Source organism: Sporosarcina sp. P3 (assembly GCF_002743415.1).
In the GTDB taxonomy this organism is placed as follows: Bacteria; Bacillota; Bacilli; order Bacillales_A; family Planococcaceae; genus Sporosarcina; species Sporosarcina ureae_A.
In genome coordinates this window covers 197,201-210,119 of sequence record NZ_PDZE01000001.1, presented here as the reverse complement: position 1 = coordinate 210,119, position 12,919 = coordinate 197,201, and the positions used below count along the sequence as shown (strand labels likewise).

Annotated in this window: 10 protein-coding genes; 2 read left to right on the top strand and 8 right to left on the bottom strand. The window is 38.8% G+C overall.

The annotated features are described in order from the left end of the window. Positions 1-452 precede the first annotated feature (452 nt). The gene (locus tag CSV61_RS01060) at positions 453-3,407 is read right to left on the bottom strand and encodes a penicillin acylase family protein (protein ID WP_099637757.1); all 2,955 of its coding nucleotides are present in this window, start codon (positions 3,405-3,407) and stop codon (positions 453-455) included. Positions 3,408-4,382: 975 nt separating this feature from the next. On the opposite strand from CSV61_RS01060, the gene CSV61_RS01055 reads away from it, so the two are divergent. Further along, positions 4,383-5,066, top strand: a complete 684-nt coding sequence (locus CSV61_RS01055) for an MOSC domain-containing protein (RefSeq protein ID WP_099637756.1) — start codon at positions 4,383-4,385, stop codon at positions 5,064-5,066. Between the two features lie 44 nt (positions 5,067-5,110). Then, positions 5,111-6,310 (top strand): AI-2E family transporter, encoded by a 1,200-nt coding sequence (locus CSV61_RS01050; protein ID WP_099637755.1) that lies wholly within the window; start codon positions 5,111-5,113, stop codon positions 6,308-6,310. Positions 6,311-6,464: 154 nt separating this feature from the next. Here CSV61_RS01050 and CSV61_RS01045 read toward each other — a convergent pair whose 3' ends face one another. The 7 genes from CSV61_RS01045 to CSV61_RS01015 form a co-directional block, all read right to left on the bottom strand. After that, entirely contained in the window at positions 6,465-6,833 is a 369-nt protein-coding gene (locus tag CSV61_RS01045) for a hypothetical protein (protein ID WP_083030917.1), read from the bottom strand. Positions 6,834-6,985: 152 nt separating this feature from the next. Continuing rightward, positions 6,986-7,276 carry a YrhK family protein gene (locus CSV61_RS01040; protein ID WP_158233746.1) on the bottom strand — a complete coding sequence of 97 codons (291 nt, stop codon included), beginning with the start codon at positions 7,274-7,276 and terminating at the stop codon, positions 6,986-6,988. Positions 7,277-7,523: 247 nt separating this feature from the next. Continuing rightward, entirely contained in the window at positions 7,524-9,134 is a 1,611-nt protein-coding gene (locus CSV61_RS01035) for a catalase (RefSeq protein WP_099637926.1), read from the bottom strand. Between the two features lie 331 nt (positions 9,135-9,465). After that, the gene (locus CSV61_RS01030) at positions 9,466-9,924 is read right to left on the bottom strand and encodes a DUF305 domain-containing protein (protein WP_099637753.1); all 459 of its coding nucleotides are present in this window, start codon (positions 9,922-9,924) and stop codon (positions 9,466-9,468) included. A 232-nt stretch (positions 9,925-10,156) separates the two neighbouring features. Continuing rightward, positions 10,157-10,882: an amino acid ABC transporter ATP-binding protein gene (locus CSV61_RS01025; protein WP_099637925.1), complete on the bottom strand. Its 726-nt coding sequence runs from the start codon at positions 10,880-10,882 to the stop codon at positions 10,157-10,159. Between the two features lie 14 nt (positions 10,883-10,896). Then, positions 10,897-11,562, bottom strand: a complete 666-nt coding sequence (locus CSV61_RS01020; protein WP_083030902.1) for an amino acid ABC transporter permease — start codon at positions 11,560-11,562, stop codon at positions 10,897-10,899. 39 nt (positions 11,563-11,601) lie between these two features. Continuing rightward, the gene (locus CSV61_RS01015) at positions 11,602-12,438 is read right to left on the bottom strand and encodes a transporter substrate-binding domain-containing protein (protein ID WP_369824258.1); all 837 of its coding nucleotides are present in this window, start codon (positions 12,436-12,438) and stop codon (positions 11,602-11,604) included. Positions 12,439-12,919: the final 481 nt, after the last annotated feature.

Here is a 12,919-nt window from a genome sequence, read left to right as displayed (position 1 = left end):
GGTGTGACTACATTTAATGAAGGGAAATGAGTGTACTGTTGACGATTGAAGTTCGGAAGGAATTAGGTGAGGTGTATCCAGTTCGGTTTTCTCCTTCTTCTTCGGCTAGGATGGATGCGCGTCTAAATTCTTGATTTGCGAGGTTTTATGAAGATGATGTTCATATGAGGATTTGTAAAACGTTTTAGACTTGTGATCCAGAGAAGTTCTTGATCGTAAATGAAATAGTGATGATTTTATTTACACAAACGCTCATTATCCAAATTGATTTAATGGAATTAACAATACAGTCAAAAAGATAGTGATTTGCCAGGAATATACCTAACAAATCACTACATATGTCTTTTCTACAATCTGTTCTTTATCTAAGTTTGAAGAATACTGAGTTGATTTAATTATTTTCAGAAATAATAATCTCTAATCATCCATTAAGTCTTTTGAACATAGCGAGGTTAGTTACTCCCCTTTAGTTTCATGGTCCTGAACAGTAGTTCAGAGGCTTGTCCACGAGTAAGAGGTTTTGATGATCTAAATGTTCCATCCAAATATCCTAAAGAGATATTTAGAGAACCAAGTGATTGGATCGCATCATACTTCTCTTCATCCTTATCCTTTGTTATATCCGAAAAGACCACCTTAGCAGTCTTCTCTAATTTAAACGCCCGTGATAGTATAAGCGCCATTTGACCTCTAGTCAATTGATCATTCGGACCAAATCTAGTAGCAGAGTAGCCGTTCATTATTCCCGCTTTTCTAACGGCTTCAATGTATGGACTTTGTGTCGAGGCTACATCTTCAAATGAAATACCATCCTCAAGATTTAAGTTTAAAGCACGTGTAATGATAATAGCTGCCTGTGAACGTGTTACTAGTTTCTCAGGCCGGAATTCATTATTATTATATCCTTTAAAAATATTTTTATTTGACAAATATTCAATCGCTGAATAATTGGAGTGTTCTTTCGAAACATCAGTGAACGATACCGTTTTCTCCTTAGTATTCAGTTTTAAGGTTTTAGAAGACACAGCAGCTTGCTCTATATCATTCTTATTAAATAAGAATTTCTTAAACTCCCAGTTTTCATATAAACTAATCTGATCTTCATAATGTTGATCTATCGTACCGTCCTTTTGAATATAGCCGATTTGTCCAGGCGGAGTTACATTAAAACCTTCTGGACCTTCTGGTTTCATTTCAAGATAGTGATTCTCACTACCACGGTTCATTTCTATAATGGGTCTATCCGATCCATAACTATGCGGCACACCAATTAATGATGTGGAACCAAAAGTCATGGTTCTAATTGGAGAACGCCACTTCTCCACTTCCATACCTTTCTCACTTTGTAGTTTCAGTAATACTTCTTCAACACCGTCTAACATTAGTTGCTCAACATCATCAGTTATCCAGTTATAATTTGTCTCTTCCTTATTTAAAACTTTATAGGCAAGAGTTGCACCCATTTTTTGATCGGTAATCGGCTTTGTAAGATCCCACATTTCCCCAAGCTTTTCATCAAACAAATTTTCGTGCGTAATCTTCCACCACTCTGTAAAGAATGTTGCAATGCCCGCGTCGTAGTATCCATCTTTATCTTTATCTTCCTCTAGATTATTCCATTTTTTCAATTCCTCAATTAAATACGTGTAATCTTTATTATTTCTTGAATGTGATTCCAATGTCTTGATTAATAATGGCTTGAAATAATGACTCCGAAGTTGTGCGAAACTTGCGGCGTAGTTAATATCATTGATATCTTCAAGCGTAAGTTTGTCCTTCGACTCCAAACCATTTATATATTGCTGGACTCTATTATCCTTACCCCATACAAAGTTATTTTCACCATTAGACCAGCCTGCTGTCGGCTTATTATTCCAGTTAGCGATATAACCACTTGATGGATTAATCATTTGAGGATTCTTTTCAAATGGTTGGAAACCAGTCCAGTCATATTCACCAGTTCCAGGCGTAGGTAACCTTTGATCAATTTTTTTATTTCTTTCAGGAATTCTACCTAGATGAATGTATCCAATATCGCCAGCGGTATCAGCGTAATACCAGTTTATGGACATCGAAAAACCACTTGCTGCTTGTTTAAAATCTTCAATATTTTTAGCCCAGTTCATTTTCATGTATGCCGCCATGCTTTCTACCTCTGTATTGCGGAATGCCCACGCTTTACTGTAAGCTATATTATTTTCTATATCCAAACTAATCACAGGTCCATGTACAGTTTTATAAAAATCTTTCTTAATTTCTCTCATTTCACCGTTCTCTTGTCGAACCTTAATCGTCTCGGTTCTCTTATCCATGTTTTTCCACTCGTTGTTATGGAAGTATTTTGTAGGATCGTCTGGATGTAATTTTTCTTCAAAGATATCAACTATATTTCCGTATCCAGCAGTTGAACTAAATGAAAACTTATCGGTGGAACCAAACATAATAAAGGGAAAGCCAATGAATCCTGATCCTTCTATATTAATCTCGGGTGAATGTAAACCAACTTCGTATAAATATCCTGGAGCGATAAATCCAACTTGTGGACCACTAAACAGTAACGCATTTCCTGTTTTCGACTTGTCCGGACCTACGACAACTGTATTGCTTCCAATTTTCAATGGTAAACCAAGTTCTTCAGTTAGAGATATAAAATTTTCTCGATCTTCTCTAACTTGTTTTGCTGAATCAACTACTGCAAGGGAAAGATGCTGTTCAGCGTTCGAAGATGTCTTTCCGTCCTTACCATCATTACTTTCGACCGTAATAGGCGCTTCTGGATCATCCAACCAAACTAGGTCGTCAAACATTTTTGCAGCTTGTTCCTTTCCATATTCACTTTCAAGACTTTTTAATATTTCAGCGTTTGTCAATTCTTGATGACTATCCATAAAGAATGAAAGCGTCGCCATATAAACTCGAATAATATCTGTCGCATCCCATTTTTGTGGCAAGAAGCCGTAGTCATGAAATTCCTTTGTGATTTTGTTATCAGGATCTTTTAATGCTTCTTCTACATAAAGACTCATACCTTCCGCAAATTTATTAATTAGCTCTTTATCGTTTTTGCTGAGGCGATCTAACATGTCTCCAATTTCCTCATCATTTGATGCATCTCTTCTAGATTGTTCATCTCGCGTTATAAATTTTTCTCCTAATATTTCTGAAGCTGTTCCCTCATTTGCCCGTCTAAACATCTCTAACTGAAAAAGTCGATCTTTTGCCATCACATAACCATAAGCTTCATATAAATCGAGTTTATTCTGTGCATAAATATGGGGTACACCATATTCATCACGAATAATTTCCACCTCACCTGCCCTCTCTTTCTCGTTTGCAAACCCGATGTTTTGTGGAAACAACAACGAAACTAATAAAACTCCGAATATCAAAATCTTAAATAATTTCAAATCCCAACACCTCCAAAAATTTTATACAAAACAAAGTATAGCTTTCTTTCATTATCAAATCAAAGAATTATCACAAGAATCTGACTATTGAATTGATTCATACTAAATCACAGAAAAAATAAGCCTATCCAAGTGAATTTATAATCGTCATACTTCACCTATGGACAATAAATATCTATTTCACTGAATAAATTCCATAACTTTTAAGCCTAGCTTCCAATGATTTCGAAGCATTAAAATGAAGTACATCCGCAAGTCTTGTCTACTAAAACACCAAATAGACTACGGGAGCAATAATAAATCTCGTTAGCCTGGGTTTTTTATGAATAAAATATATATCGCTTCTTGTACGGAATACAGATTTTACAAGTTCTTACTTTTGGTTGCTGAAAGAAAGTATGGTTTCTCCGACAGATACACTAGTTCCCTTAACACGCCAAGTACCGGCTACCTTAGTAGTAGAAGTGAATCAGCTGATGCATCATGACAAGTACGACATTGAAAGTGTGCGTTGGTAGCTAGAAGTTGAGTGAAGAATACCAAGTAGGAAAAGCCGGAAGATTTCAATGAAATGCCATTCCTTTTTTGTTTTGCTCACTGTATAATCTAGCCCAATAATACACACTGCGATTGACCATATCATATTGATATCCAGACACGATAGCTTGTCGCCTTCCTATTCTGCACCAATTTCTGGTTTTACAAAGGTTACTTCTTTAATTGCATTCCGGCCGGTTCGTTTGAGAATGGTATTTAGATACATAATGGTAATCGTCGATATGAAAAAAGAAACGTGTAAAGAAAGTAATGTCGTAAGTATGAGGAATGGAATTACAGAAATTCGATTTTGATAGGTTTTTTTTAGGTAAAATTGAATTCTTGATGTTTTCCTAAAAGGTTGGAATTTACCAAGTTCTCATGATAGTGATACACTTATACCCAAGTAATATATTGATTCTACTGGAGGTTGATTCCATGAACAAGGTTGAAATTCTTTCATTAAATGTAGGGAAACCTAAAGATAGGGATTTCGGAAAGAAATCTGTGACGACGGGCTTTTTCAAAGAGCGGGTGCAGCAAGCGATTTTTTTATCCTCTGTCAACTTTACTGGGGATGGTCAAGGAGATCTCGTTCATCACGGCGGTGTTCATAAAGCGGTTTGTGTGTATCCGTATGAACATTATTCTCATTGGGAACGCGTATTGGAAAGAACGCTTCCGTACAGTGCGTTCGGTGAGAACCTTACTCTAACAGGGATGACTGAAGAAGATGTTTGTATTGGAGACTCCTTTCAGCTGGGTGAAGCGATTGTTCAAGTGAGTCAGCCTCGCCAGCCTTGTTTTAAGTTAGCGCTTGTCTATGAACGGAAAGATATGCCGCTTCTTGTACAGGATACAGGCTTTACGGGCTTTTATTTCCGTGTGTTGCAAGAAGGGTTGGTTTCGCCAACGGATCAGTTAATTCCGTTAACACGCCAAGCACTTGCTATTTCAGTAGCGGAAGCGAATCGGCTAATGCATCATGACAAGCAAGATTTAGGAGCAGTTCGTCGTCTGCTAGAAGTTGAAGAGTTGTCCCCAAGCTGGCGGAAGACGTTTGAAAAGCGTGTGGCGGGTCAAGATGTAGATACTAGCAAACGAATTTCTGGTGAATCGTAAATTGGATGTAGGTCCAGATTATTTCACGAGAAGAGGTGCGAAACATGGAAAATGATAAAATACGAACAATGACTACTTGGTTCCGAAACTGGTTTTTGGATAATAAAGTAGTCGCTATATTATTGATTTCGTTATTAATTTTATTGAACTTCCTAGTTTTTTCGAAAGTTATGCATATGTTCCATTTTATAAAAGAGTTTCTCAGTGTAGTCGCATTACCTATCATTATGGCCGGGATTTTATTTTATCTACTAAATCCATTGATCGATATACTGGAAAGAAAGAAGGTCAAACGGGTTTTGGGGATCGCATTCGTTTTCGTAGTCATCAGTGGATTAGTCGTGTGGGGCGTGATCATTCTAATTCCGATTATACGCGAGCAAGCTTCAAGCCTCATTCAAAACTGGCCCGACTATTGGACTCAATTACTAGAACAATTTGATAGCCTATTAAGTAGTAATCTGTTTTCTCAATTGCAAGGAAAGTTGGACGATATCGACCAAAGTATTATAGACTCGATTACCGAACAAACGAAGGGCTTTATGGATTCTGCTTTCTCTGGAATCGGTAGTGTGCTCGGAACGGTGACCAATGTCATTATCGCATTGCTCACTATGCCGATTCTTTTATTCTTTTTATTAAAAGATGGGCGTGATTTGCCGTATCATATGATGAAGTTGTTGCCGACCAAGATGCGTGCCAATACGTATAGAGTATTGAAAGAAATGAATACGCAAATTAGTCAATATATCCGCGGGCAATTATTAGTAGCGTTTTTCGTAGGATTGATGTTTTGGATTGGTCTCGCGATTGTTGGACTTGAGTATGCCGTTCTACTTGCGATAGTAGCAGGGGTACTAAACTTAGTTCCTTATTTAGGATCGTTCCTAGCCATTATTCCGATCGTCATCATTGCGTTAGCCTCTTCACCTTTCATGTTGGTGAAAGTGATTATTGTGTTTGCCGTTGAACAAGCACTTGAAGGCAGATTGATCCAACCATTGATTTTAGGTAGTAATTTGAAAATACACCCCGTGACGATTATTATTGTGTTGCTGACGGCTGGGAAATTATTCGGTGTGCCAGGGGTTATACTAGGAATTCCTGCTTATGCTGTCATCAAGGTAATTGTCGAGCATATTTTCAAATGGTATAAATCCTACTCGGGTCTATATGTAGAACCATACAACCCCGCCCCAATGCCAGACGTTCCGATTGAAAAAAGAAAAGTGAAAAAGCGCTAGATTAAATCGAGCGTGGACAAGTAAATAGATCCAATCGAAACCGTCCCTCTATCCATATAAAAAAGCGTGTCTTCTAGGTTAGGTAGTTACCTACAGGACACGCTTTTACAAAGCTGATTTTCGCACATGTGCAATTCGATTTTCCAGATTGGATTCATTTTCCGTTGTAAAGCGCCCATAATCCTAGAACTCCACCCACCACGACAGTCAACGCGGTTAGTTTCTTCACGTCCAAAGGAGACTCAAACTTCACTTTGTCTGGTGTGATGACATATACGCCAATAGGTTGAATCGTAAAAGCGCCGCCTCCACCTTCTCCTCCACTCCCGTCACCACCCCCACCTACTGCATATTTAACTTTCGCCACAGGCACTACTTTTTGCACTCCAAGTTCAATTGGGTCTCCGTATATGAGGGATACGTCTTTTTGGTTGGCAAACTTATTGAAAATCGTTTTAATAGGTGTTTCTATATACTCTTTTCCCCCAGCTTTCTCGTTCGGTTGAGCTTGTCCATTATTCATATAGATTCCTCCTTCACTCTACTCATTCGTCTTCTACAACAAATGATCTTCTATACTATGCCTAAATGAATCCCGTTAGTCATCTACTACGAAGTGCATGGACTTTGGTTTGAATGGTTCAAAGCCTCAGCACCCCATTACAGCTTAGTCTGTTAATCCATCATTTCATACCTCTGATTCGCTTGGTTAATTTTCCTCAGTGTAGTCGCATGAAGTATTTTCAATATGGGCCGAATAAAGAGCTGCGCACTCCCTACAACAAATAGAATGATCCCAGCAGTCTTTAAGCTTTCAAAAAAGAAGAACACACTACCGACTATAAATATAACTCCTAATACTAATTCGTTAATGATGAAAATATAACGGTAATTTTTATTGAAGAAAATGATATGCTTCCCCAGCTTGACTTCATATTCTTGATGATTACTCGTTAGTTTCGGCAATTTCTTCCCCTCCCACATTTCTCATTCCCTATATTTTATTCATATAAACGGTACTGAAAGGAAAACTGGTGAGAGTAGGTCATAAATAGGAAGTCTAGAGCCTTCTTCAACATGTTTGAAATAAAAAACACCTGTATAAGAACTCTATGTGTTTGCTTACACAATCACATAAGTGTCTTATACAGATGCTAGTCACTCTTTATTCACAACACCTATCGATTTGGATAAAAAGCGCTGTACTTTTTCCTTAATATGGATCTGCTTCACGACCTTTGTCCACTGCTTCTTTCACTGCCTTTTTAGAATCAGGTGTACCTTGTCCAAACTTTGATGGTCCCGCCTCACGACCCGGGATGTCAGCTTCTGCTGCCACTCCTTCTAGTTCCTTCATTTTCCGTTCAATACCTTCTTGTACAAGACGCCCGTATTCATAATCCGCTTGCGTGAAGTGTTCGATCATCGCTTCTTGAATACGTACATCACACACTGCTAACGCATCAGAGAGGTTTTTGATTAATTCTTCTCGTTCCCACTCTTCAAACTGGCGGAAAGTCTCGCCGGCTTGCCCATAATTATTGGGTCGGTCAATTGGTGCACTCAGTGTTGCTGCGTTGTACGTAGGTCTGTGCGGAGGGCGGCTTTCTCCTGTTGCTTCCTTAAATCCACCGAGCATGGATGGTTCATAGTTTATATGTGGGTTTTCTCCTGACTCGCGAGGATCACGTTGGTCCATTTGACCCCGTTGCTGGTTGGTCCGGACCGCTTTTTTCGGTGCATTTACAGGTAACTGGAGATAATTCGTGCCGATCCGATGACGTTGTGTATCCGAATACGAAAATGTGCGGCCTTGAAGCATTTTGTCGTCGGAAAAATCCATTCCGTCTACCAGTACGCCGGTCCCGAAAGCGGCTTGTTCAATGTCCATATGAAAATCTTCGGGGTTGCGATCTAATACCATCTTCCCTACTGGTAGCCATGGATACTGTTCCTCCGGCCAAAGCTTGGTATTATCGAGCGGATCAAAATCAAGTTCGGGGTGGTATCCATCTTCCATAATTTGCACGAACAGTTCCCATTCAGGATATTCTTTACGTTCGATCGCTTCAGATAAATCTTGCGTAGCATGTGCAACGTTTTTCGCCTGGATCGCGTCAGCATCTTGCTGAGTTAAGTTACGGATTCCTTGCTTCGGCTCCCAATGATACTTGATTAGAACCGCATCACCTTTGTCATTGACCCACTTGTACGTATTGACACCTGAGCCTTGCATATGACGATACGTTGCAGGAATACCCCATGGTGAAAACAAAAATGTGATCATATGAATAGATTCTGGCGATCGAGACACAAAATCAAACATGCGCTGTGGATGCGATATATTGGAAGCTGGATCGGCTTTAAATGCATGAATCATGTCAGGAAATTTCATCGCATCCCGAATGAAAAATATTTTCAAATTGTTTCCTACCAAGTCCCAGTTACCATCTTCTGTATACATCTTCACCGCAAAGCCTCGTGGATCTCGTGCCGTTTCAGGCGAATCTTTAGCACCAGCTACGGTAGAGAAACGCGCGACGAGAGGCGTTCTTTTTCCAGCACCGGAAAACACTTTGGCACGGGTGTACTTTTCGACTGGCTCATTCCCAACTTTCCCATACGTTTCAAAGTAACCAAACGCACCCGAGCCTCTTGCATGGGCAATTCGTTCAGGTACTTCCTCACGGTCAAAATGAGAGATTTTTTCGATAAAATGATAATTCTCAAGCGTAGCAGGGCCACGGTCGCCAATCGTCCTAATGTTTTGATTGTCCTGTACAGGATGCCCTTGGCGTGTCGTAAGTATTTCTCGTTCTTCCATTTGACTATCCTGCTGTTTATGTTGTTTCTTTTCCACTGTATTCCTCCTCGACAACGTGCTTTCCATTTCTACCGACAGTATGGCCAGAATCATTGGAAGTTAATCACTTATACTTCGGGTGGAAATCTGTTTGACCGCTACGCTAAGTCATCCGAAAATGACGTTTGTATATATGTCGAAAGCTTCAACGTTTCCTGGGAAATTTCATAAATACAAACTTTGTTCGGGAGATGCCAACTCTCTCAGTAAATACTTTAGAAATTTCGCGAAATAAAAAGTACCGATTTTCTAAAACTTTAAGAAAATCGGTACACTCCTTGCGCTTTGTTTCCTACTTCTCGTCTTTCTTCTTCAAATCCTCAATCAACTCTTTCATTTCTTTAATTTCTTTTCTTTGCGTTTCAATAATTCCATCTGCTAAATCTTTAACGCGCGGGTCAGAAATATTTGCTCGTTCGCTAGTCAAAATGGCAATGGAATGATGGGGAATCATTGCTTTCATCCAGGAAGTGTCATCTACTGTTGTCTGGCTTCGAATCAAAAATAAGGATAAAGCAAATATCATGACGCTCGCCCCCATGATCCCGACATTCATCTTTTTACTTTCATACATTTTCCACATATACCCCATCATGATGATCGCCATCACAGCTCCCATCAACAAGGCCATATATAGGCGGGTTTCACTAAAAAACACGTGATCGAATGCGTAGGTGTTTACGTACATGAGTCCAAACATCACGACAGTAGACGTTGCGATCATAGCTAAAAATCTCCCATAACTTTTCATACAGTGTATGTCTCCTTTCCGTTTCATCATGTTATGTCTCTAAAAATAGGTATCTATATATACGTCTTTACTTTTATGTTGCCCTTTACTCATCCAATAAAACGCATATAGAATAACTCCTTAAAAACTCCTTATTTATACGAAAAACGAAAAAGGTACCGGAATCCTGAACAGGAAACTGTTCGGGAATCTAGTACCTTTTGTACATTTCGAAATAGAGCCTTGACCCATCTTATACGTCCACCATTTCTAAAAATTGCAGTGTTCGTTCATTTGTTGAGTGATTGAAGAACGTCTCCGGATCAGAATCTGCGATAATGACTCCTTCATCTAGCATAATCACTCGGTCTGCAACGTTTTTTGCGAACTTCATTTCGTGTGTAACGACGACCATCGTCATCCCTTCCTCGGCCAAGTTTTGCATCACCTGCAACACTTCTCCAACCAGTTCGGGGTCTAAAGCAGAAGTGGGTTCGTCGAATAGCAATACCTTGGGTTCCATCGCAAGTGCTCGAGCGATCGCAACACGTTGTTTTTGACCACCAGATAACTTATTAGGATAGACTGCTGCTTTTTCGGATAGACCGACCTTTTTTAATATTTCGAGTGCCATCTTCTTTACTTGTGCTTTGTCCATTTTCTTGACCATCAGAGGCGCTTCCATGACATTTTCTACTACCGTTTTATGCGGAAACAAATTGAAGTGTTGAAACACCATCCCTACTTCCGCACGGATCTTAGCTAAGTTGTCTTTCTTCTGATTCACTTGCTTTCCGTCAATTGTAATAACGCCTTCATTCGTCAATTCCAAAAAGTTTAAACAGCGTAAAAAGGTACTCTTTCCCGAACCACTAACCCCTATGAGAACTACCACTTCCCCACGATGTACTTCCATATCAATACCTTTGAGCACCTTCAACTCACCAAATGACTTATGAACATTTTCTACCTTAATCATTGTATCTGCCCCCATTATTTATCTACATCCAATTTGTTCTCATACCATTTTAATAGAGCGCTAAAGATCAGAACGAGAATGAGATAATAAAGACCTACTACGAGAAATGTTTCAAATTGTTTAAAGTTAGAAGCAGCTACACGGTTTGCCACACCAAACATTTCAGATACACCAATTACATAGACTAAAGATGAATCTTTTAATGTGATGATAAATTGGTTTCCGAGCGGTGGAATTGCCCGTCGTAAAGCTTGCGGGAAGACAATTCGTCTCATCGTCAATGATCGATTCATCCCCAGTGCAAGACTTGCTTCTCGTTGCCCTTTGTCAATTCCTTGGATAGATCCACGGAAAATTTCTGCAATATACGCACCGTTGTGAACACCTAAAGCAATAGCCCCCGCCCAAAAGTTATCCAATACAATGATCGATGTGATCCCGAAGTATAGAAACATAATTTGAACAATTAACGGTGTTCCTCGAATTAGCGTAATATACACATTCGCGATCGTTTGCAGTATTTTGGAGTTTGAAATCTTCATCAGTGCGAACATGACACCTAAGACCGTTCCAATGACTACTGCAATTGCTGTAATTTCAATGGTTAATAGACCTGCTTGTAAAAATCCTTTGTACGTATTTTTGAATACGTCATAAAATGTTAATAAGAATTCAGGCACCGGCACACCAACTTTCTGAGAAATAGGCGGAAATTGTACTTACTCCAATAACTCGACACCTTCTAAATCAATATCTAGTAAATTGCGACCGAACCACTTATCCGAAATTTCCTCATATGTCCCATCCTCAATCATTTCTTGTAATGCTTCGTCAATCGCTTTTGTTAATTCTGGATTTTCTTTGTTTACCGCGATTGAAGGTTGTTCTACCCACATTGGCTTATCAATCTCTTTGATTTCAAATCCATTGTCGATCGCTTCATAACCTACGATGTCTGCTGTGATGACGGCGTCCAAACGACCTTTAACAGTTAAATCTTTTAAGGCTACTACGTCGCTGCTGTAATATTGGATATCATCTGACAATTCTTTAGCTGGCTCTTCATATGTAGACTGGGCTACTACGCCAATTTTCTTTCCATCTAAGTCTTCCGGAGATGTAATGTCGTTATTATCCTTTGCAACAAAAATCATGCCACCTGAATAATAGTAAGGCTCGGTGAAATCCGCTTGCTCTGCACGTTCTTTCGTATACGCCATCGAACCAATAATTGCGTCGAATTTATTTCCAACAAGACCTTGTAAAATCGTTTCAAATGGATTCGTCACAGGGTTCGCTTCCAGACCCATTTTCTCAGCAAGCGCATTGCCGATTTCTACATCAAAGCCTGTAAGTTTACCATCTTCTTCAAAACTAAACGGTTTGTACACTCCACTTGCAGCAAACGTGAATTTTCCTTCATTAACTAAATTATAGCCTTGATCTTCAGCAGTGCTTTCAGATGTTTTTTCTTCATCATTTCCACAAGCGGCAAGTACTAGTACAGATGCAGCTAGTAACCAGATCATCATTTTAAATTTCTTCATTCTCTTCATCTCCCTTTTTAAGTTAGCTATATAGCCAATTTTTCGTGCATATTAATAGTACCCTATTTATCTGTGAGAAAACCAATAAATTCAGTAATATTAATATTTTCATAATATATAGATTTATATCAAATAATTAATTCACGCCACTTCCAGAGAAAGCGCTTACAATAAATATAGCACTAAACAATTAATTCTTTTATTATAGCCTCTCATCCTTTCGTAGTTTTCGTTACAAGCTGAACTTCAAACTTATACATACTATAATAATTGGATGTCTTTTGACAATCTAATAACACTCCCCTTTTTCTTATTTTTTAGTTATCTTCTATTAAATCATGAATCTATAGAAAAGTGAATGCTGAATTTTATATTCATATAGTCTTAGCTAGTTGTACAATAAAATTACGTAATCACTTAATAGAATAGTCTTTGGATTTTCGACAGTAAAATGAAGTTTTAAAGTGGAAGATATTGTATTATATTTAAT